This is a genomic window from Pedobacter sp. MC2016-05 (genome assembly GCF_026239735.1).
GTDB lineage: Bacteria > Bacteroidota > Bacteroidia > Sphingobacteriales > Sphingobacteriaceae > Pedobacter.
Genome location: NZ_JAPIVT010000001.1, coordinates 389,400 through 413,695, shown reverse-complemented (window position 1 = coordinate 413,695; position 24,296 = coordinate 389,400). Strand labels below are relative to the sequence as shown.

The window sequence follows — 24,296 nt, the reverse complement described above, 5'->3', positions numbered from 1 at the left end:
CGTTCACTATAATTTAACCCTAAATCCAATGTTGAAACCGATTGGCTTTCCAACATTACCATAATCAATTCCGAAACCGCCGATACCACCAACGCCTGGTGAATTTGCATTACTCTCAGGATCTCCACCAGAGTAATTTGTAAGCAAAACCGAATCAGTAACAGTTAAGAATGCGCCAAAACTCTGAATAAATTTAATGCGCTTAACCAATGATGGAGGAAAATCATAACCTAAGGTAACGTCTCTCAGTCTAAGTGTTTTAATGTTTCTTTCTACAAACATTTCTGGCGAAACATTTAACGAATAATAGTTCGAATTATAATAAGGTGTTACCGCAATTGTGTTTGGCGTTGGGTTTGCTGTATTTTGCAAGCCATCCGCTAAAACTCCGGTAATTACTCTCGGTAATTCCCGATCAAGGGTTTTAACACTTATTCCTTTTATATAAGAGGCATATTCTGTACCATTGACAACATCACCACCATATCTTAAATCCCACAAAAAAGAAAGATTAAAGCTTTTGTAACTAAACCTGTTAACAAAACCTAATGTGAATTTAGGATTTCTATCGCCAATAGGATAATATTGTGTATCAGAACTTGTCGGTAGCCCAGATGAAACATTAATTAAAATGTCTCCATTATTATTTCTATCGAACCTAGTTCCGCTAATCGCTCCGGTACTATATCCCGGGTGCACTGCACTTCTGATTTCACCGATAACCCAGGTATCTGATTCATAAAGCTCAGGAAGTTCATTTGCTAATGACAATACTACACCACGGTTCCGCGTAAAGTTGAAAGTTGTATTCCAGCTGAAATCTTTGCCTTTAATTGGCGTACCAGTTAATTGCACCTCAATACCACGATTTCGAACCGTACCTCCATTCATCATTTCAAGTACAAACCCGGTTCCATAACTTAAACGGGGGTTAATGATCTGGTCTTTACTCAAGAGATTATAAAAGTTAAAGTCTAAACCGATCCTGTTTTTTAAAAATTGCATTTCAGTACCAATCTCGAAATTTTGAGATACTTCCGGCTTTAAGTTTGGATTACCTCCGTAGTATGAGTAAGCATAGCCACCTCCTGTAGTTCTTTTGGCTTCATAATTTGTACCTGTCGAATATTCTCTCCAAGGCTCTTTACCAGTTAATGCGAAGGATGCTCTCAGCTTCCCGCTATCCATCCATGGTAGATTTTCTTTCACTTTTTCGATATCTGTAAAATTAAAAGCCAAACTAGCCGATGGATATGCGAAATATGGATTGTTCGGCATTAATCTAGAAGCCCCGTCAACTCTTCCTGATAAGGTTAAATATAACAGGGTTTTATACCCTAAAATAGCTTGGGCAAAGGCGCCTACCGTACGATACCGATTGACGTAAGTAAGGGTTCGCTGGGTGGTGGGTAAAGTATTGTTTATACTGTAAAAGTTGGGGTCATACATGTTTGTTCCACGCTGCGAATCTGTAACGGCATTAAAATCGTAAAATGATGTACCAATAACATAAGTATTGTTAAAATCTCCGAACTTATGTTTGGCTGACGCCGTTAATGATCCACTAAAAACCTTTGCAAGTTTATCATATGTCATAACTGTTCCACCTGTCGGGGTTGCAGCAGATCCAGAACCTCTATAAGATTGTGCATGGTATACCGAAAGCCCTTTTGTATTGGCGATATCGGCTCCAATAATCCCATTAATCCTAAGCCATTTTGTAGGGGTCAGCTCAATATTGGTGTTGGCAATAAAACGATTGTCCTTATCATTATTCACATTTTTAACCACATCCCAAAGAGGGTTATCAAACTCTGCATAGATACTGGCATGGTGTAAAATTCGGTTTCCATTTGCATCCTGATAATCACGGACATTGTAGGCCGAACTAAAACGCATTAATTGAAGCAAAGAACCATTCGCCCCCTTGTTGGCCTTATCATTCTTCGAATTGATATAATTAAAAGTTGTAGTTAGCTTTAATATGGGTGAAATAGTCCCCACTGCGGTAACCCGCGAAGAAATCCTTGTATAACTGGTTGTCGGAATCGTTCCCTTTGAATCGGTATACTCGTTAGACCAGCGATAAGAGAATTTATCTGTACCGCCTTCAAATGATAAATTGTGCTTTTGAGTAAATCCAGTCTCAAAGAAGTTGTGCATATTATCATAAAGAGGAGTAGTTGGCAAAAATGCGGGACCAAAAAAGTTAGACGTACCAATGTTGTAAACGCCGTTTGAGAGGCCTGTATTGTACTTGGTTTGAATTTCAGGGAACTTATTTAATTCCTCTACCCTAAAAGAATTATTGTAGTTAATGCTTCCTCTACCGGCCTTTCCTTTTTTTGTTGTGATTAAAATTGCACCACTTGCACCAGCACTACCATACAATGCTGTAGCTTCAGGACCTTTCATAATCACATAGCTTTCAATGTCATTCGGGTTGATGTCCATTCCTCGGTTGGAATAATCCTGATCTCTGTTCGCCGCACCAGAAACAAGCTCCCTTGTTTGATTAAGTGTGCTGTTATTTATAGGAACACCATCCACAACGATCAAGGCATTATTGTCTCCACTTATAGATACAAAACCCCTTAGAACAATTTGAGCGGAAGAACCTGGATTTCCATTTGTACTGTTAATGGACAACCCTGGAACACGACCTTGTAGTGAACCAAAAAAGTCATTTCTTTGAGTGGCAGCAGCCTCATCACCTGATACTTTTGGGGTTGAATAACCTAAAGATTTTACATCACGATCAATCCCATAGGCTGTAACTACCACCTCATTTAGGTTACTGGCATCAGCTTGCATGGAAACATTGATTGTTGTATTATTACCTACAGTTCTTTCAACGGTTTTATAACCAATGTAAGAAAAAGTAAGTACATCTGTTTTCAGTGCTTTTATAGTAAAGTTTCCATCACTATTGCTTTGCGATACAATTGAGGTTCCTTTTACACGAATTGATGCACCAGGAATGGGTCCGTCACTTGATGTGACCTTACCAGTAATGGTGGCTTGTTGCGCAAATACTTGCGCAAGCAGCATAACCATACCGATAAAACTAAAAAGTAGTTTTTTCATCATAATTAGTTAGTAAGAAGTTTAAAAAGGTTGTAGTTGTTTGTTTTCCGGCTTATCCAAACATGCAGATTAACGCATGTTTAGCAATAGTTATGTAAATATGCTGATTGTTTTTTAATAAAAAAACAAAATAACAAAGATTTTCATGCAACTATTACGATATATAATTGCTTAAAAACGCATAAACACGCAAATTATTGAAAAGTATTTTTACTTTAGTACAAACCAAACATCAATATGCTCAAAAAAGAACGCCATGATTTTATTATGCGCCAAATCAATTTACACAATCGTGTACTCACTTCTGATTTGGTTCAATTACTTAATGTATCGGAAGATACCATAAGAAGAGATTTACAAGAATTGGCAGATGAAGACTTGCTTTTTAAAGTTCATGGAGGTGCATTGTCTAAATCATACCACAGTTCTTTCGATGATAGTACGGTTTATGCCAGGGACATAAAAATAGTAATTGCGAAAAAAGCGACCTCACTTTTTAAAGATGGGATGGTGGTTTTAACTGGTGGTGGGACCACTATTTTAGAACTGGTAAAACAACTTCCACAAAATATCGCAGGAACTTTTTTTACCATTAGCCCTTTGGTGGCTGTCGAATTGGCAAAATACGATAACCTGGAAGTGATACTCATCGGCGGCTTGTTTTCTAAAAATTCGCAGATTACCTATGGTGGACAAGTAATTACACAGCTTTCTGAAATCAAAGCTGATTTATGTGTGATGGGCACCAGTGCTATCCACCCGGAAGATGGCTTGACAGATACTTACTGGGAAATTAATCAATTAAAAAAGGCGATGATTGCCTGTTCCAAAAAAACTGCGGTGCTGTGTATATCTGAAAAGCTGGATATCTCTTTGAGGCTACGGGTTTGCCCGATTGAAAGCATCAGCTATTTAATAACAGAATTAGATCACCAAAACGAAGCTTTGGCAAACTATCGAACAAAAGATTTAAATATATTATAACAAAAAAGAGGCTGTATCAAAGGTAAAAACGAGATAGTCGTTTCGGAATTTGATTTGGCTAAACACCAATAATAGCCAGAAAACGAAGATAAAAAGGGCAATTTTGAAATCGAAAATTGCCCTTTTGGTATTATTAAAGATTTGATAAAAATTTTATTTTGTGTCTCTTGTGAAAAAGAGACTTTTGAGAAAGCCTCCTTTGTTTAGAAGGTGGGGTCTGCTGGAGTATTGGGATTATTATCTCGCTCCTGGAAAGGATAAGGGAAAAAATTCCTTTTCCGATCTGCCAGTGGCTGATTAAATCTTCTCATGTCTTCTAGCTTTAAGCCAGAAGCAAATAACTCAATTGACCGATGTTTGTAAATTAAATCAAGCAATTGCTGCTGAGTATAAGTGCCACTTAATGCCGGCAGAGCTGCCGTAACACCAAATAAATCTGATGTTTTGGTAACCACTTTATTCAACTCAATTAATGCGTTAGCTAAATCTGGCTGTCTTGCAAAAGCTTCAGCTTTGATCAAAATGATTTCCCCAGGTAAATAAATTGGAAACGCTGTCGAAGTTGCCGTGGCAAAGCCGCCCATACGAATTGTTGCAGTTGGTGTTCCTGTAAAGAATGTATAGAATAGAATTCTCTTATCTCCCGCATCTGGTACGTTAGCGCCAGTTAAGCCCAAGTTAACATTTAACGGCTGAAAAACATTGTTGGAAGAAATAATAGAAAATAAAATGTTTGGTGAGGCTGGATCGAATGCAAAAGCAGATGATTTTGTCAAATCTACTGCGTTAGCTTCGGTTAACGCCAATGGATAATTACCCGAGAACAGCGCATATCTTGCTTTTAGTGCATGTAAAGTATTCACAATATTAACAGCAGGAGGTACATTGCTATTAAAACCTGCAGAAATTGGGTTTGCTGCAATAACGCTTAGCGCATTATCTAAAACGCCAATTGCTTTTGTAAATCCTGCAGCTCTAGTGATAAACTGAACATTCTTACCTGTTCCATCCGGGATTTTTTCCCAATACTGCGCCATATTACCAATGGCAAGAGCCTTAAAAATACTTGAATAAGCAATTAATCCTGATGCGTAACCCTTATCTCCAAGATTACCGGCGTTAGCAATAACTAAATCTGCATCATAGATAATCTTGTTGGCGCTTGTCCAAAGATTAAATAAAATGGTGTTGGTTCCATCTACCGCATTACCACCAGTACTTAGCTGCAACTCTGGAATATTTCCTGAATTGAGCAGTGAAAACTCATTGGTTACAAAGCCGTTTGCTGCAATAGAATTGAACATTACGCCAGTTCTGCCCAAAGTGTAAACACGCTGTAAGCCTATAGAAACGGCTGTCAGTCCTTGTTGAGTTGTTAATGCAACATCGGTTTTAGCTCTTGATGGGTCTAAATATTCTTTCGTACATGATGCCGAAAACAACATGCACGAGAAAGCGAAACAGGTAATATATTTTGAGGTGTTATTTCTTAAATTTTTCATAAAATTTCCTTTAACGATTAAAATTTAACTTGTAAACCTAAACTAAAGGTTCTTGGAATTGGAACAGCTCCAAAATCGATATTTCTTAATATCGTCGACTGGCCACCTGAATTTAATTCTGGATCATATCCTTTATAATTGTCCCATGAAATCAGATTTCTTCCGCTTAACGTAACGGTTAAATCTCTTAAATACTTCACTTTCCCAATGTTGTAGCTCAGTGAAATTTCTCTAAGCTTAACAAAAGATCCGTCATCAATTCTCCATTCTTCTGTAGCATAAACTCCTGCAACATAGCCCCTAGGCAGTTGACCTAATTGTTCTGCTTCGGCTACCTTTCCATTACCAACACCTTGGCGGGTTCTCCAATCTGCATTCCAAACATCACCTCCTTGAACAGCATCTAACTGAACATGAAGATTAAATCTTTTGTAAGTGAAATCATTCACGAAAGAAGCAGTATAATCTGGGTTTGGATCTCCTAAAACCTTCCTTAGCGTTGTTCCGGTTGGCAAACCATTTGCATCACGTTGCGGTGTAAATGTGGTTGCCGATGTTTGGATGCCTCGCTCAAGTAATGGAATTCCAGCAGCATTTGTTAACAAACTACCATCCGGTTTGCGGGCAAAAAATGTTCCGTAAAAAACACCAATTGCCTCTCCATTAATGATGGCCACGGGAGCGCCTGGATTAGTACTAAACAATCTTAAACCACCAACATCCAAAGCTTCATTTCTATTTCTGTTGAACACGATTGATGTGTTCCAGCTAAAGTCCTTTGCTTTAAGAGGAGTTCCGCTTAAAACCAACTCAATGCCTTTATTTCTTAATGAGCCAATATTATCTAAAAAGCTCGAGAAACCGATAGTTGGAGCAGTAACACTTGCTATTAGCAAATCGCTGACTTTTTTATTATACCAGTTAAACTGAATGCCTAACCTGTTTTTGAAAAACGACATGTCGGTACCTAATTCGAGTTCGCGTTGACGTTCTGGTTTCACATTTTCATTTGCCAATTGCGCACTAGAGAACAGTGAGGCTCTCCCTAAAAATGATTGTGTAGAATAAGCATTGATTCGATCGTAAGCGCCAATTCCAGTTAAGTTACCAGATTCGCCATAGGCAGCTCTGATTTTAAAAGTATCCCACCACGATGAAACGCCTAGATCTTTCCAATAGTCAGCTGATGATAAAACGTAACTGGCGTTTCCTTTAAAATAAGTCTGTGTTCTATTATCGGCTCCAAATACAGTAGATTGATCTACCCTTACTGCGCCCGTTAAGAAGAAATGATCTTTATATTTAAATGTTTGTTGCAGGTAACCACCAGTTACAGAAAGTTGCGTCCGGCCATCAACACTTGGCAACTGGGTAGCAGCAGCATTTACGGTTTCGATTAAAGGTGCTAAACCGCGACCGTTAAGTAATTGATAACGGGTTTGTTCATACTGAAATGAGTAGCCTAATTGTGTTGTAGAGGTTATCAGATCAGATATTTTGGCCTGATAATTTGCATTGATTTCATTATTAAACTGAAAGGCAGCGTTACTTGCAGAACTGGCGTATCCGTTTAAAGTACCATCCAGTCCGGCGCCACCCCCAAAGAAATCTGGATTAACATTATAAGCAAAAGGCGGAATATAAGTTGATCCATTTGCACCAGAATTATCAGCTCCGATTAAGAAATTTAATGTTAAATTTTTAACCGGATTCAATTTTAGATTTGCACTGGCGATAATTCTATTGGTTTGCTGCCGTTGCTTAATATCCTCTATCACTGATACGGGATTAACTCTGCCCCGTTCTCCTACAGCCAATAAGTTTCCGTTTGCATCTCTGGCAAATATATCGTGAAAATTACCAATAATAGTAACCGAATTCATTGGAGAAAAAAATGAGTTTCCATCTGGTTTTTCGTTTGCTGCACTGCGGATATAGTTCATACCCACGCTCAAGGAAGCCCAATCTGTTATTCTCTGGTCTACATTTGCCCTTAAATTGTAACGTGTAAAATCGGTATTTTTAATAATTCCCTGGTTGGTAAAATAACTGGCAGAGGTATAAAATTTTGTGTTGTCATTACCACCACTTATCGAAACCGTATTATCAGTTCCGTAACCGGTTTGGAAAATATAATCCTGATAATTATATCTGTTAACTGCAGTAGTATTGGTAAGCAATGCGGCTGTGGTAGCAGGAGGAACAATTGCCGTTTGAATAACGTCTTGCGTAAATGAGTTTACCGAACCACCAAATTTAGTAGGCGATTGATTTACTTCAACTTGTTTTCTCAACTCGCTAATGGTCAAACTGGTATTAAAGCTTACCTGGGTTTTACCACTTGCACCTTTTTTGGTAAAAATCTGAATTACACCAGAGTTTGCACGAGATCCATAAATAGCGGCAGCTGCAGCACCATTTAAAACCTCAATGCGATCAATGTCAGCAGGATTAATATCAACCATTCTATTCTGGCCAACGCTGCCTACAAAATTACCACCATCGTAATTTGCTGAGGTATTGGTAACCCGAGTAGTCGAATTATTTACAATTACTCCATCAATAATATATAATGGTTCAGAAGATGAATTTACTGAACTTATTCCCCTCAGGCGCACTGACATGCCGCCCGCCGGGTCACCAGAATTCTGGCTAATCTGGGCGCCTGCAGTTTTTCCCTGAAGAGAAGAAAGTACATTTCCGCTTGGTGCTTTATTCAAATCATCACCCTTAACCGTACTTACATAACTTCCAAGTTCCTTCCGAGTAGTACCAGCTGATGTTCCCGTAACAATCACCTCATCCAATCCAACTGCATCAGCACTTAAGGTCGCGTTTACCTGAACCTGATCGCCTGTGGCTAGGCCTACCGGTTGGATTTTACTTTTGTAGCCCACGAACGAGAATTGAATTTGGGCAGTTCCCGCAGCTAAATCAACAGAAAATGAATAGCCACCGTTGGCGTTGGTACTCGTTGCTAAATTTGTGTTTAAGATTTTCACAACAACACCCGGAATCGGGTCATTGTTGGCGGCATCGGTAACTTTACCGCTGATGGTATAGCGTTTAGTCTGTGCCTGTGCCATTTCTGTAAACAAAAGCAGCAGAAATGGGATCAACAAAATTGCAAAAAATCTTGTTGACCATTTGAGGTAACTTTTTTCCATAAAATATTGGTTTTGTAGTTAAGTTAGGGTTTGAGCAAATGTAACGAAATTGTTGAAAATGCAAATTTTCTTGGAGGCAAAAAGTTTATTCCGGCAAACTTATTTTCCCCATGCAAATAGAAGGTACACCTTTTCTATCGCCGAAATTTATGGGCGAACCACATATCGTTTCATTGGCTAATACAGCAAATAAAACAGCCTCCTTTGCATCGGGATTAATGTTTAAGTCATCAGTGGTGAAGAAATTACAATGAGGGAGCTTTTCTCTTAACAGTTCTACCAAAAGTGGATTATGCATCCCTCCACCGCTCATGAAAATTTGTGCATTAGGCTCGTTGCCAAAGCATCGTTTCACAGCATTCGAAATGGTTTCTGCCGAGAAATGGCATAATGTGGTCATCACCTCTTCAGTTGCTAAGTCCAATGTTGAAGACTGTTTTTGCGCTGCCTGTAAGTAATCCAGATTAAACAGTTCAGGACCTGTAGTTTTTGGAAAATCCAACTCAAAAAAGTCGCATTTTAATAATTCCTTCAACAAGGCTTCATTTAACTTACCCGATTTCGCAACAGCACCATTGTTATCGTAAAACTGATTGTAGTAGTGTTGCATAAATTGATCCATCAGGGTATTCCCCGGACCAACATCAGTTGAAAAAATTTCTGATGCATTTAGATTTCCAGGCAAATAAGTAAAGTTAGCGATACCTCCAATATTGAGCATCACCCGATCTTCTCCCCACTTCGAAAAAATTAGATAGTCACCATAAACTGCTAAGGGTGCACCTTCACCTCCAGCGGCTAAATGTTTTTGCCTAAAATCAGATAAAGTAATGATTCCTGTTTTTACAGCAATGTGATCGCCATCTCCAATCTGAAGTGTTCCATTTGGATAATCTACAAGTTGATGAAGAGATTTGGGCGCATGAAAAATGGTTTGCCCATGGCTGGCAATAAAATCAATTTGATCATTTGTATAGCCCCATTCTTTCAAAGCCTGATTAATCAGCTCGGCATGTGTATTGGCAATGTGCTCATTCATCAAACACACCAACTCTAAATCCACTTGCTTTTTAGAAAAAATGGCTTTAATCTTTGCTCTGAAATCGTCAGAATATTCTCCGGTTTTAAATTCAAGTATGTTAATATCCGTTTCGGGGCCACTTCCCTTTACCACACATAATGCAATATCCAAACCATCCATTGATGTCCCGCTCATTAACCCGATAATTAAACGCTGGTCTTTTTGCGCCTTGTGATAAAGATTTTGAATTTGGATGTTCATGATAATTTTGATCAAACGTTTGTTTATAGCCTTAATCGAATTTTAAGGAAATACTTGCAATAAAAGTAAATAACCTTTGTTAGAAATTGGGCATAACTCTCTATATTTACTGCTCCGTACATTAAAAACCATAAATAAAATGGCTAGATTAAATCTACTGGAGGAGACACGTTTCGAGAAACTCCCTGTGAGCGTGTTCGAAAATCCAAAAATTGCTTCCATTAATGTGGCGCACAGAATTGCCAACCTCATTAAATCAAAACAAGCAAACAACGCACCTGCAGTACTGGGCTTAGCAACAGGTGTTACCCCCATTGCAGTTTATGCCGAACTGGTTAGGCTGCACAAAGAAGAGGGTTTAAGTTTTAAAAACGTAATAACTTTCAACCTGGATGAATACTATCCAATGCAGCCTACCGCCGCACAGAGTTATGTTACTTTTATGAACGAAAATCTTTTCGATCATATCGACATTGATAAAAGCAATGTTCACATCCCTGACGGAACGCTTCCTTTGGAAGATATTCCTGCATTTTGTTTAGATTACGAAAAAAAAATCGGAGATCTTGGTGGACTGGATATCCAGATTTTGGGTATTGGTCGTACGGGTCACATTGGTTTCAATGAGCCTGGTTCGGCACCAAATTCCGGCACACGCTTGGTTACTCTTGATGATTTAACCCGTCGTGATGCCGCTCGGGATTTCGGTGGAAAAACGTTTGTACCTACCAAAGCCATTACCATGGGGATTGGTACTATTTTTAAAGCCAGAGAAATTATCTTAATGGCCTGGAGCCGCAAAAAAGCTTCTATTATTAAAAAAGCGGTAGAAGGTGAAATCTCTGGTGATGTTCCGGCGACTTACCTTCAGCTTTCAGAGCATGTTGAATTTATTTTAGATACTCCGGCGGCAGCAGAACTGACCCGTTTTGATACCCCATGGTTGGTTAAAGATTGCGTTTGGACAGAAGACTTGATTCGTAAAGCAGTGATTTGGCTGGCCAATACATTGAAGAAACCGGTTTTAAAATTAACTGAAGACGATTACAACAATAATGGTATGGCGCAATTGGCGACTGAAAAAGGGCCGGTTTACAATATCAACATCCATATTTTTAACAAGTTACAGCACACCATTACTGGCTGGCCAGGTGGAAAGCCAAATGCGGATGATTCTCAACGTCCGGAAAGAGCAGAACCAGCTAAAAAACGGGTGATTATTTTCTCTCCGCACCCAGATGATGATGTAATTTCAATGGGCGGAACCTTTATTCGTTTGGTGGATCAAAAACATGATGTTCATGTGGCTTACCAGACCTCTGGCAATACTGCGGTTTGGGACGATGATGCCCTTCGTTTTGTAGAATTTAATGTAGATTTTACAGAAAAGATGGGTATGGATAATTCATATCTAACGGAATTATACAATAAGATGAGAACCTTTATCGATCAGAAGAAACCTAACCAGGTTGATACCCCAGAAATACAAACCGTTAAAGGTTTGATTAGAAAAGGTGAGGCGATAGCTGGTGCTCGTTATTGCGGATTGGAAGATGACCATATTCATTTTCAGGCGCTACCTTTTTATGAAAGTGGTAAAAATCAAAAAAATCCGGTTACCGATGCTGACATCGATTTGACAATTGACCTCCTACAGAAAGTAAAACCACAACAGGTTTTTGCAGCCGGAGATTTTGAAGATCCTCACGGAACACATATCGTGTGTTTTAATATTATTTTAGCTGCATTGACACGTCTTCGCAAAACAGAAGCGTGGGCACAAGATTGTTGGTTATGGATGTATCGTGGTGCCTGGCATGAATTTGAAACCCATGAGATTGAAATGGCTGTGCCTATTTCTCCGCAGGAGTTGGAACGCAAAAGAAATGCAATATTTAAACACCAAAGTCAGAAAGATAGGGCTGTTTTTCCTGGCGACGATGCAAGAGAATTTTGGCAACGTGCAGAAGACAGAAACCGTGAAACGGCAAAAGCTTATGATGAACTAGGCTTGGCAGAATACGAAGCGATGGAAGCTTTTGTAAGGTGGAAGTTTATTGACTAGCAGAATTTTATAATATAAATCCTCACTTGAAAAAGTGAGGATTTTGGTTTACTGACCGGTGAAGTCTCAATGTCCAGGAACACAGAAAGACCTGACAGTTTTTCAAATTGCGTTTTCAGATTTTAACTGAGGAGCTGACGAAGTTTCCATACAAAATGAAAGGCAAACAAAACTTCGTGAGCCAATTACAGATCATTTCCACGATAATCCAACCATTTGAAGTTGGCGCTATTAATGGAAGGAGTACCAGAGGAAGTTGCATACAGCCCAAACAATGAACCCACAAAACCACCTGCCACTTTTGTACTTAAAAACTTACCATCAACATTGGCCTGAAGGAGTTTCCAATCATTTGCTTTAGTGGTATAATAGAAGTTATATTTATCCTTATCTGCTTCTATTTTAAGATAAACGTTCACGCCGGCAAAATTAGTTTCAGCAAGTAAATCCATCGATTTTGAATCTCTATTTCCTTTGTATAATTGTAAAACCGGTTGTCCATTCGATATAGATTTACACAAATAATAAAAGTTGTATTCGCTTTGAAATATCGTTATTCCTGCTTTTTCATTATCGGTTTTAGCATTAAAAATCAATTCTGTACTAGCTTCGCATTTTAAATGTTGCTGGCGTTTGCCAATAAATGCTGGGTTACCATTTCCCATTACCGTCTCTGAAAGTAAATTCATCGTCAGCCCTGATTGATTGAGCCTATACCAAGAATTATCTAAAGTTCTTAAGAAAAGCAAAGCAGGATCAAATTTATCTTTAAATTTAATCCGATATGAAAAATTACCACTCTGAGGCCTTGCGTATTTATTCTTTACCTCCTTAAAATCTGCTGAGTAACTGTATTTAATCTCCTTACTTTCAGGATTGATTATCGGCCATTCATTTACCCACTTTACTGGCGCAATAAAAGTTTCCCTACCGGTATTGTAAAAATCGCCTTCGTAGGGACGAACAGCTAAAAATACGGCATAAGTTTTTCCATCCGGTCCTTCGACAAGCTCGGCATGGCCAGCAGAGGTAATGGGGTTATTCCGGTTCGGATCAAGGTTTCTTTGTGTAAGAATGGGGTTATTTTTGTAAGCGACGTATGGTCCAGTAGCCGATTTACTTCTTAAAATAACTTGCGAATGATTAACTGAAGTTCCGCCTTCGGCAGCACATAAATAATACCAATCACCACGCCTGAAAATATGAGGCCCTTCAATCCAAACCGGTTTTTTGCTAATATCCACTCCCCCATTCACCAATTGGCTTTCCTCTCCTATAACCCTCAAGTTAATGGGATCAAATTCATAAACGCGAATGGTCCTATGTCCGCTGTATAATGGTTTATTATCTGGCGCATCACTATTGTAAACGATGTATGCCCTATTTTGATCAAAGAATAAAGATGGATCGATACCCTTAACCTCCGGTAACCAAACCGGATCACTCCAAGGCCCGGCAGGATTTTTAGAGGTAACTACAAAATTTCCCTTTCGATCGATGAGGGTACAGGTCACATAATACAACCCCTTATGGAAATTTATTGATGGAGCGAATAGTCCTCTGGATACACCATCACCCAAAAAATTCATCTGACTTGGCCGGTCGATGACATTTCCGATCTGCTGCCAGTTTTTTAAATCCTTACTATGAAAAACAGGAATACCAGGGAAGTAGGAAAACGTAGAGTTAACCAAATAGTAATCGGCGCCAACCTTTGTTACACTTGGATCTGGGTAGAAGCCAGCAAGGATCGGATTGGTGAATTTTATTTGTGCTGAACCAGCGATTGCAATTGAGCAGAAAAAAACTAGAAGAAGCTTTCTCATTTTATAGTAATTATTTGGTTGAATATTGAAAGGTAAAAAATCAAACCTATAAATGCAACCGATTGCAGAAACTATTTTTTTTCTTATTTTAGTGCTTCCATTTTGATGAAAATCATTCTAACCATTAAAATATTTATGAGAAAGACTCGCATGTTATTGTTTACGCTATTAACTTCTTCTACATTAAGTTTATTTGCTCAGCCCTACTTGAAACAACAAGGAGACATCAAGCAACTCTATGTTCGAGATAAACCATACCTAATTTTAGGCGGCGAGCTAGGCAACTCAAGTTCATCCAATACCGATTACATGAAGCCCATTTGGAGAAAAGTTAAAAGCTTAAATGCAAATACAATTTTGGCGCCTGTATATTGGGAATTAATTGAGCCCGAAGAAGGAAAATTTAATTTTGATTTGGTTAATGACTTAATTGCTAATGCCAGAAAGAATGATCTGAAATTAATATTCTTATGGTTCGGGGCCTGGAAGAATAGTATGTCTTGTTATGCCCCCGTTTGGGTAAAAAAAGATCAGAAAAGGTTTCCCAGAGCAACAGATAAAAACGGAATAGGGCAAGAAATATTAAGTCCATTTTCTGATAACAGTTTAAATGCGGACATCAAAGCTTTCGAGGCGCTCACATCGTTCATAAAGAAAATCGATAGTAGCGACCAGACTGTAATTATGATACAGGTGGAAAATGAAATTGGCATGTTGCCGGACGCCAGAGACCATAGCATATTGGCGAATGCAGCCTTCAAAAAACCCATTCCGGTGAAATTAGCGGATTATTTAAAAAAAAATAAAAATAATTTAATACCAGAGTTTAGTGCGGCTTGGACAAAGAATGGATCGAAGACTATCGGTAACTGGGAAGATGTATTTGGCAAGAATTTGGCTACCGAGGAGATTTTTATGGCCTGGAACTATGCGGACTTCATCAATAAGTTAACCAGAGCTGGAAAAGCAAAATATAACTTACCAATGTATTTAAATGCAGCATTAAACTATAAAAAAGAAGCCAAACCGGGAGAATATCCAAGCGCTGGTCCGCTACCTCATATTATGGATATTTGGAAAGCAGGCGCACCAAGCATCGACATGTTTTCTCCAGATTTTTATAATCCAGACTTTAAATATTGGAATGATTTATATGTTCGTGGTGAAAACACGCTATTTATCCCAGAAATTCGTTTTGAACAAGGCGTTGGCGCAAAAGCATTTTATGCCATTGGCCATTACAATTCCATGGGCTTTTCTCCATTTTCTATTGAGAACGGGGATGAAAAAATGAATGCCGACATTGGTTCTGCATATAAATTACTAGATCAATTAAGTCCGCTTATTTTACAGCATCAGGGTAAAAAAACCATCAATGGTATCTTGTTCGACAAAGCCAATTCTAAACAGGAAATTCGTTTGGGCGACTACATCTTTCTCTTTTCTCATGATTTAAATCTGGGTTGGTCGGGTAAAGCAAAAGATGAAAATTGGCCAATTACAGGCGGATTGATTATCCAATTGGCTCCTGATGAATTTATCATTGCAGGAACTGGAATAGTGGCCACATTTAAACCCCTAAAAGATAACTTTAGAGCCGGCATTGCCCAGATAGACGAAGGTGTTTTTGAAAATGGAAAGTGGATTCCAGGCTTGAGGTTAAATGGAGATCAAAACCATCAAGGCAGACATTTAAGAATTGCTGAAGGCGATTACAGTATCCAAAAAATTAAACTTTACTCCTATCAATAATGAAAAAGTGGTTTATAATTCCAATTATCTTTTTGAGTAATTCAATCTGTTACGCACAAATTAAGCTTCCAAGACTGCTTAGCGACGGGATGGTTCTGCAGCGCAATGATAGCACAAAAATTTGGGGTTGGGCTGCGGCAAACGAATCGGTCACATTGCAGTTTAAGGGCAAGCCTTATTTAGGCAAAGCCGATCAAAATGGCAATTGGAGCATTAAACTTCCACCACAAAAGGCTGGTGGACCGTATCAAATGGTGTTTTCGGCAAGTAATAAAATTATATTGAAAGACATTTTATTTGGTGATGTTTTTTTATTTAGCGGACAATCCAACATGGAACTGCCGATGGGCAGATTAGTAGACCAATATCCGAATGAAATAGCCAACAGCAACAACTCTAATATTAGGCAGTTTTTAGTACCCGATGAATATGACTTTAAGGCAAAACGGAAAGATTTTTCAGCTGGGTCTTGGCACACAGCCAATCCTACGACCCTACTTGACTTTTCGGGTGTAGCCTATTTTTTTGCTTTAGATATCTATAAAAAAAACAAAGTCCCGGTTGGAATTATTAATGCTGCATTGGGCGGTTCTCCGGCACAATCTTGGATTAGCGAAAGCGCCATTAAAAACTTTCCCCAACTAGAAAAAGAACTACTGGAATTTCAAGACGATCAGCTCATTAAACGAATTGAATCTTCAGATCAGGCGGCATCTAAAGCTTGGTATACCCAATTAAATAACGGCGATGAAGGATTGAAAAACAACTGGCGAAACAACATCAATGATAAGGATTGGTCAGAAATGAATATCCCTGGTTATTGGGCAAATGAGCCAATGGGAAAAGTTAATGGTATTGTTTGGTTTAAAAAAGAGGTCACTATCCCCCAAAATATGGTGGGCAAATCATCGAAATTGTTGCTGGGAAGAATAGTTGATGCCGACTCGGTATTTATTAACGGAAAATTTGTTGGAGCCACCAGTTATCAATATCCACCAAGAAGATATCTCTTTAATAGTGGAATTTTAAAAGCGGGGAAGAACACCATTACCGTCCGTATTGTAAATAATTCAGGAAACGGTGGTTTTGTAATGGATAAAGAGTATTTATTGCTAGCAGGAAACGATACTGTTAATTTAACCGGTAAGTGGAAATATAAGTTAGGAGTAGCATCGAAACCTTCACCCTCACAAACTTTTGTGCGCTGGAAACCCGTAGGCTTATATAATGCCATGATTGCACCTTTGGCAAACCTAAAGATAAAAGCCGCTGTATGGTATCAAGGTGAAGCGAATACTTATGATCCGAAAGCATATTACGCTTTAATGAAAAGCTTAATTTCGGATTGGAGAGCAACATTCCATAACCAAAATCTTCCATTTTTGTATGTTCAATTGCCCAATTTTATGGAGGCAAAGGAGAACCCGACGGAAAGCAATTGGGCGGAACTGAGAGAAGAACAACGCCGTTTATCATCAGAAAATAATACTGCGATGGCCGTTGCAATTGATTTGGGAGAATGGAACGACATTCACCCTTTGAATAAAAAAGATGTTGGCAAACGATTGGCATTACAAGCTGTAAATCTCATTTATGGCGATAAGAAAACCGTACATTCCGGTCCTACGTTAAAAACGATAAAGGCGGAAAATGGCAAACTCATTTTAACATTTGAAAATATTGGTAAAGGGCTCGTGGCAAAAGGAGCTACAAAACTTAAATACTTCGCCATCGCGGGCGCTGACCAAAAATTTATCTGGGCTGATGCTGAGATTAAGGGAAATCAACTGATTGTTTTTAACAAAGAAGTCACCAAACCCATGTTTGTACGTTATGCTTGGGCAGATAATCCCGAAGGGGCCAACTTATATAATATAGAAGGATTGCCAGCTTCTCCATTTGAGGTCCGCATAAAATAAATTAAAAAAGAAAAGCCATTCCTGTTCACCGGAATGGCTTAATTACTACATATTTAGTTTATTGTCCTTTCAATCCTTTGGCAAAACCCGAGAAAGCAGGTTTTTTTCCATAAGTAGCATTGAATAAAAGTGGTGCATCATTTTTAGCTAAGCTGGTAGTAATCCAACTATCAGTATCTGCAACACCCCAAACGGTTATTCCGCCGCGTTGCGCTTCCGGAACATATTTTAAATAAGCTTTTACCACGTAATTGTACATTGCTGCCTGAAGGTTTTGAAGTGCAGTTGAGGAACCTACATTACCCACCTTTTCTGAAGGATTCAACCTGATGTCGAGTTCTGAAATTCTCACCTTTAATCCAGTTGCTGCCAATTTTTGAAACATGTCGTTAATCATATTGTATGATGTGTTGATGTTGCAATGCATTTGTGTACCTACACCTGTAATTCCAGTATTCGCAGCTTTTAATTCTTTAGCCATCGCTACAAACGCATCCAGTTTAGCGGTGCTGGACTCCAAATTATAATCATTCATGTATAAATCTGCCTTAGCATCAGATGCTCTCGCATAAGTAAATGCCTTTGCGGCATAATCTCTACCCAAATAATTTTGCCAAACAAATACATCAGTTCTTCCAGTCGAGGGCGTATTTGAATTATTTCTCAATTCCGCCGCGTCACTAAACGGTTCGTTAATTACATCCCAGGCCGTAATTTTCCCCACATAGTGAGAAACTACTGTTTGAATGTGATTCTTCATCGCGTTATCTACAAGTACAGTTAAGGCACCGCCCGATGGAGGTGCAACAATTGAAGCATCGGTGATGCTTACATCATCGATATAAAGGGTATTCTGAGTACCGCCTAAATCAAACGCCAACTGTATTGCGGTTACACCAACTGGAATAGCATAATCATAAGTAACTTTTGAATAAGCAGTTGTTACAGGTTTTCCTCCTTGGTAATTTACCGAACCCGCAGCAGCCCCTAAATATGGACGAATTTCGAATTGAATATTTTGTGCCGCAGCACCTTTTATGTAGTAAGAAATGGTATAAGTTTTACCAGCTGTAACTGGAATTTGCGCTTTTGTGGCTATCTGTGTATTATAGTTTTGTCCGCCAGCAGGCACATTAACCTGAAGTGCTTTTGCACCAGCATTTACATTACTGCCGGTGCTTACAAATTGCCCGGCACCATTTAAAACCTGCCAACCATCTGCAGGTTCGGCCGTCGTGCCGACTGCTGTACTTTCAAAACCAGGATTTACAACCAAATTTGTCGGCCCAGAACCACTTCCGCCACCACCGATTAACCCATTGTAATAAGATGCTCGTTGCTGCGAGTGCCAAACCAAGGTATGGCCAAAAACTTTAATTCCTGCTGTTGTGGCAAGATTATAAAAGTTATCAGCCCTTGTAAAATCGTAACTTCCATCCGCTTTCACTACGGCATCATTTTTCAATTCATTGCCAAATGTAATCCAACCTGCTTCGCGTTTTACAACAGCCCAATAACTGTTGTTGGTTGACGAAAGCGGGTACTCTGCAGCCATTCCCAATGGGAAAGACACCAGCGATTTTAGTACAGCTGCACTATCAGTGAATTGTACATCGGCCAAGCTATCTGCTCCTTTATATATATCTTTCTTGCAAGAATACATCCCAACTACTGTCAATAACAGTAAGCCAGGTATAATTAATTTCTTTCTCATGTTAATTTCCTTTGATTATTTGACTAGTAGTATCCCGGGTTTTGGTATTTGTTTCTATTCGAATCTCCACCCGGATCTACAACACTGTTGATTTGACTTTGAGGAATCGGACGCAAATTGTGGAAGTCTTTCACATTCGGTGCACCATCAGGGTTGTAAGCTTTAACACGCTCAACCAATTTTTTACGTACAGCCAAATCTGCCCATCTTAAACCTTCTCCACACAATTCTCTTGTACGTTCATCCAAAATAAAATCTAAATTAACCTGGGCTACAGTAATGGTCATTGCTGCCTTTCTCGTTGCCAACTCACCAGCACTAAACCACGATCGGAAAGCAGCTCTTTCTCTCAAAGTGTTAATTAAAGGAACCGCATCACCTGCACGACCATCCTGAAGGGCAGCTTCGGCAGCGATTAAGTAAACCTCCGAAAGTTTCGCTACGATGTATGGCCTACCAGAAACATCTTGAAAGTTGTTACGCACACTATCGTCGTATTTTTTCAAATTTGGATACAATTGGTTGGTTTTGTTTTGGTTCGACCAGTATTCCGATGGACCTAAAACTTTATACTTTTTACCTAGCGCTTTCAATTGCGCCGCTCTGGCATCACTGGGCGCCAGATAGATTGCCGTATCGCCAATGGCGAAACCTACACCAGCCAATCTGGTTTTAAAGGTCTCCAATTCTGCACCAGTTCGCAAGGTTGCTACCCTCCACATTGTTCTGAAGGTTGCATCGTAGCGGCTATCATTTCCCTTATCAGCAAAAACACGATTAAATACATTCGCCGTTGGTGCCAATTGCCTTAATGGGCGGCCATATTGCAATGGCCGATCATCAATTAATGAAACTCCACCTACAGTAACCGCATTTTGATAATTGCAGTTAAACAAGTTATTTGATAAGTTTACTTTATCGGCGAAATCGCTACCTGGATTTGCCACCTCATTATTTGCATTGTTTAATGGCAAACGCTCAACAGAATATAAAATTTCTCTGTTGTAGTCATTGCCTTGTTTATGCACTTGACTATAATCTTGCAGTAAATCAGTTCCGTATTTCGCCTTATTGTTGATTAATTCCATTGCTGTTTTATAAGCATTGGCAAAATCTGAGGATTCTTTAGCATCAGAATATCCGCGGTACAAATAGATTTTTGATAACAAATGTAAAGCTGCAGATTGCGAAAGTTTAAAAGCATTTGTTGGGCGTGTAACCGGGAGGTTCTGACTAGCAAAAGTCAGGTCATTAATCATCGCCTGATAATTCTTTTTCAAGACATCGTTAAATGGAATACGGTTGAAGCCATAATATGCTACATCAGTAAAAACCAGATCACCAGAACCTAAATCCAATGGCACAGCGCCAAATTGAATCACTAATAACATGTAATAATGTGCTCGCAAGTAACGGGCTTCGGCCATGATTACATTTCTTGCGGCATCGCTCATGGTTACCTGCGGTGCAAATTGCAAAATTGCGTTACACAAGTTAATATTCGAGTAGTTTCTATTCCATGGGGTTAGAATTGATCCATTGGTTGGCGGAATTTGGTAGGTGCCTAACTCAAGGGTTTGTCCAGAGTTTCCCTGGTCCCCAAAAGTCCATTCGTCGGTACCCATATTTGCTAATAAAACAGCTCCAATTGGGCCATAATCGTAACGCATACCTGCATAAACAGAATTGATAGCTGCCTGTAAACCCTCTGGACTTTTAAAATAATCTGTAGTAAATGCTGTGTAAGGGCGTTCTTCAAGTGCTTTCTTACATCCTCCAAACATAATTATAGTTGAGAGGAGAATGGCTTGTATATAATATCTTATTTTCATTTTTATCAATCTAAGTAGTGAGGAGATTTAAAAAGTAACATTTAAGCCTGCCAAAAACGTTCTTGTTGGTGGTATTGCCGCACCAATTGTTAAAGCCCTGTTTGAAATGTTTCCAGGGTTTGAAACTCCTTGATTACCCGTTCCAGTGGCCTCTGGATCCATACCACCAGCTTTAACATAAGGCGAGTAGATAATGAAAGGGTTTTGTGCGGTTACATAAACCTTAATTTTTTGAGCACCTAATTTCCTCGCGATGTTGTTGGTGAAAGAATACCCAAGATTTATACTTCTCATTTTTACAAAGCTTGCATCGTAATAACCTAAAGTTGATCCTGCATCGCTAGTAAGCGCTGTTGTAATTTGTCCACCAGATACATTTGGTGAAGGGAAGACGTTAGTTGGATTGGTTGGTGTCCAATAATCAACAGCCAACTGGTTTCTACGGCCATCGTTTATGGTTAAATAACCTGCCAATGGCTGGTGTACCTGACTAATCAATGTTCCACCGAAGCGGGCGTAAACCACGAATGAAAAATCAAACCCTTTAAAATTAAAACGGTTAGTGATACCCCCTTGAATTTTTGCTTGAGCATTTCCGATTACATGTTTATCATCGACCGTTAATTTGCCATCGCGATTGTAATCTTCCAATTTTAATTGTCCCGGCACAAAACCATATCTCGCAGCCTCAGCAGCCTCATCTGTTTGCCAGATACCAATTTTATTGTAATCGAAAATTGCAGTCAATGGTTCACCAACAAATAGTTGTGCATTCGTTACCTGAGTGATATTTCCATTTAAAGCGATTAACTTATTCCTATTGAAATAGAAATTCAAATCCGTTCCCCAGGAAAAACCACTTTCAGTTTTAAAGTTTTGACTGGATAGGGCAACCTCTAAACCTTTATTTTCTACATTACCAATATTGGTTAAATAGTTTTCTGAAATTCCTGATGTTGGAGGAAGTGGAACGCCGTATAGTAACTTGTCTGTTTTTGCAGTATAATAATCAATGCTACCCGTTATGCGGTTGTTTAAAATCCCGAAATCTAAACCAATGTTAGTGGTACGGGTGTATTCCCAATCCAAATTAGGATCGACAATACGCGATACATAATAACCTATTTGTGATGAAGGGCCATAATTATATCGAACTCCATTCGAAGCCACACCGCCTAAAGTACTATAAGCTGGTACCGCCTGATTGGACGTGATACCAAAACCTGCACGAAGTTTTAAGTTAGAAATTACCTTGAAATCTTTCATAAAATCCTCGTTGCTAATGCTCCACCCTGCCGAAACTGCCGGATATTGTTTCCATTTATTGCCGTTACCTAGGCGGGATGAGCCATCTCTACGACCGGTAACGGTAATCATGTATCGATCATTATAAACATAGTTCGCTCTCAACATCATCGAAATTAAAGTGGCCGATGATTCACTCCCGCCCAATACGGCTACCGGACCCACCGAGGATTGACCAAGATTGTAGAATTGTACAAAATCAGCAGTGATTGAATCCTTACTCACTGAAGTATTGTGATATTGCTCACGCTCGAATCCAAATAACGCCGTTACCGAGACACGGTGTTTTTTTGCGAACGTTTTTTCGTAGGTTAATAAATTATCTAACGAATATTTTGTTCCAGTGCCATTATTAACTGAGGCTGTATTTCCTAGACCTGGCCTGAAATAACTGTTTGTTCCTCTAAACTGAGCACCTTCTTCTTGGTTGAAATCCAAACCAGCATTTAACCTGTATTTAAACCCGTCCAAAATTTGGACTTCCCCGTAAATGCTATTAAAAGTACGGAAACGGCGAACACGATCCACCCATTGATTATCGTTTGTTAACAACATTAATGGATTATAAGTGGTGTTTAAATCATCCAAGTTTCCTGCAGGCTTGATATTCACCGATCCATCAGGATTGTATGGAGAACTTAACGGACTTAGAGAAAGCAGCGGAAATACATTCAAACCAAATTGCGAACCATTGGTAATGCTGTAATTGGTTAAATTATTGAATCCTATTTTCACATATTTACCTGCTTTGAAATCGCCTGTGGCTTTCAGTGAAGCACGAGTAAAATCTTGACTAGGCAATGCCGATGTTTGTTTAAAATAACCTCCCCCAACTGAAAACTGGCTTTGTTCGCTACCGCCAGAAATACTTAGATTATTATCAGTCATGAAGCCATCTTTGTACAACAAATCTTGCCAATCGGTATTTCTACCAGTTGCAATACCTTGTTTCTCATCGGCCAAATAATCTTGATTAAAAATGGAGTAATCGCGAAGCGCTCTATATTGATCGGCATCGTAAACATTATACTTATTCGTGATTTTGCTAATACCATAATAAGTGTTAAATGAAACTCTGGTATCGCCAGCAATACCTCGTTTAGTGGTAATTAAAACCACACCATTTGCCCCACGAGAACCATAAATGGCGGTTGCAGAAGCATCTTTCAATACATCTAAACTGGCAATGTCATCAGGATTGATGTCATTTAAGGTTCCTCCGTAAGGTATACCATCCACAACGAAAAGCGGATCATTTGAAGCATTGATTGATCTTTCTCCACGAATCCTAATTTGTGCGCCTGCACCCGGACGTGTACCAACCGACTGTACCTCAACCCCCGCCATTCTCCCCTGCAATGCTTGTTGGATGTTGGCTACGGGAACTTCTTTAATGGCAGATCCACTTAAAGAAACCACCGAGCCGGTTACATCTCTACGCTTTTGTGTACCGTAACCAATTACCACTACCTCGTTGAGGTTTTTAGAATCTGGCGTAAGGGTGATATTATAAACTGAAACACCACTTTTAATTTCAATCTCTTGTGATGGATAGCCAATAAAAGAAACAATCAATGCTGTTTCGTTTTCCGGCGCATTGATGGTAAAACTTCCATCGTCACCAGCAACGGTCGATTTTCCAGAAATTTTTAGTTTGACCCCTGCACCAGGCAAAGGAAGATTTTTTTCATCCACTACTTTGCCCTTTAAATTTTGTTGGGCGAAAAGCAATGTTGGGGTTAAGCCTAATAAAAGTATTAGCATAACCATAAGCTGCAAAAAGATTTTTTGTCTAGGTTTTCTCATAAACGGTTTAGTTTAATTAACAGTTATTAGCTGCCACTTTAAATAATCTTAGCTC

12 protein-coding genes are annotated in these 24,296 nt (G+C 39.1%); 4 read left to right on the top strand and 8 right to left on the bottom strand.

What is annotated here, in order from left to right; all coding sequences use genetic code 11:
• Window positions 1–6: 6 nt before the first annotated feature.
• On the bottom strand, window positions 7–3,090 hold the full coding sequence (locus tag OQZ33_RS01780; RefSeq protein ID WP_265797325.1) for a SusC/RagA family TonB-linked outer membrane protein: 3,084 nt from the start codon (window positions 3,088–3,090) through the stop codon (window positions 7–9).
• 234 nt (window positions 3,091–3,324) lie between these two features.
• Between OQZ33_RS01780 and OQZ33_RS01775 the strand changes: the two genes are divergently transcribed.
• Window positions 3,325–4,071, top strand: coding sequence for a DeoR/GlpR family DNA-binding transcription regulator (locus tag OQZ33_RS01775; RefSeq protein ID WP_265797324.1), 747 nt, complete (start codon window positions 3,325–3,327; stop codon window positions 4,069–4,071).
• Between the two features lie 203 nt (window positions 4,072–4,274).
• On the opposite strand, the gene OQZ33_RS01770 is transcribed toward OQZ33_RS01775, so the two are convergent.
• From OQZ33_RS01770 to OQZ33_RS01760, 3 genes are all read right to left on the bottom strand, one after another.
• The gene (locus tag OQZ33_RS01770) at window positions 4,275–5,573 is read right to left on the bottom strand and encodes a RagB/SusD family nutrient uptake outer membrane protein (protein WP_265797323.1); all 1,299 of its coding nucleotides are present in this window, start codon (window positions 5,571–5,573) and stop codon (window positions 4,275–4,277) included.
• A 17-nt stretch (window positions 5,574–5,590) separates the two neighbouring features.
• Window positions 5,591–8,740, bottom strand: a complete 3,150-nt coding sequence (locus OQZ33_RS01765) for a SusC/RagA family TonB-linked outer membrane protein (protein WP_265797322.1) — start codon at window positions 8,738–8,740, stop codon at window positions 5,591–5,593.
• Between the two features lie 85 nt (window positions 8,741–8,825).
• The gene (locus OQZ33_RS01760; protein ID WP_265797321.1) at window positions 8,826–10,022 is read right to left on the bottom strand and encodes an anhydro-N-acetylmuramic acid kinase; all 1,197 of its coding nucleotides are present in this window, start codon (window positions 10,020–10,022) and stop codon (window positions 8,826–8,828) included.
• A gap of 139 nt (window positions 10,023–10,161) precedes the next feature.
• On the opposite strand from OQZ33_RS01760, the gene nagB reads away from it, so the two are divergent.
• Entirely contained in the window at window positions 10,162–12,087 is a 1,926-nt protein-coding gene (nagB, locus tag OQZ33_RS01755) for a glucosamine-6-phosphate deaminase (RefSeq protein ID WP_265797320.1), read from the top strand.
• A 185-nt stretch (window positions 12,088–12,272) separates the two neighbouring features.
• Here nagB and OQZ33_RS01750 read toward each other — a convergent pair whose 3' ends face one another.
• Window positions 12,273–13,913: a glycoside hydrolase family 43 protein gene (locus OQZ33_RS01750; protein WP_265797319.1), complete on the bottom strand. Its 1,641-nt coding sequence runs from the start codon at window positions 13,911–13,913 to the stop codon at window positions 12,273–12,275.
• A 135-nt stretch (window positions 13,914–14,048) separates the two neighbouring features.
• On the opposite strand from OQZ33_RS01750, the gene OQZ33_RS01745 reads away from it, so the two are divergent.
• Window positions 14,049–15,665 (top strand): DUF5597 domain-containing protein, encoded by a 1,617-nt coding sequence (locus OQZ33_RS01745; RefSeq protein ID WP_265797318.1) that lies wholly within the window; start codon window positions 14,049–14,051, stop codon window positions 15,663–15,665.
• Window positions 15,665–17,584 (top strand): sialate O-acetylesterase, encoded by a 1,920-nt coding sequence (locus OQZ33_RS01740; RefSeq protein WP_265797317.1) that lies wholly within the window; start codon window positions 15,665–15,667, stop codon window positions 17,582–17,584. Before OQZ33_RS01745 ends, OQZ33_RS01740 begins: the two co-directional genes overlap by 1 nt.
• A gap of 58 nt (window positions 17,585–17,642) precedes the next feature.
• Here the strand turns inward: OQZ33_RS01740 and OQZ33_RS01735 are convergent, their stop codons facing one another.
• Genes OQZ33_RS01735 through OQZ33_RS01725 form a run of 3 tightly spaced genes read right to left on the bottom strand, consistent with a single transcriptional unit; the run spans window position 17,643 to window position 24,241 of the window.
• Window positions 17,643–19,298, bottom strand: a complete 1,656-nt coding sequence (locus OQZ33_RS01735; RefSeq protein ID WP_265797316.1) for an endo-1,4-beta-xylanase — start codon at window positions 19,296–19,298, stop codon at window positions 17,643–17,645.
• Window positions 19,299–19,321: 23 nt separating this feature from the next.
• A complete protein-coding gene (locus tag OQZ33_RS01730; RefSeq protein WP_265797315.1) occupies window positions 19,322–21,130 on the bottom strand; it encodes a RagB/SusD family nutrient uptake outer membrane protein in 1,809 nt (602 codons plus the stop codon).
• A gap of 27 nt (window positions 21,131–21,157) precedes the next feature.
• Window positions 21,158–24,241 (bottom strand): SusC/RagA family TonB-linked outer membrane protein, encoded by a 3,084-nt coding sequence (locus tag OQZ33_RS01725; RefSeq protein WP_265797314.1) that lies wholly within the window; start codon window positions 24,239–24,241, stop codon window positions 21,158–21,160.
• Window positions 24,242–24,296: the final 55 nt, after the last annotated feature.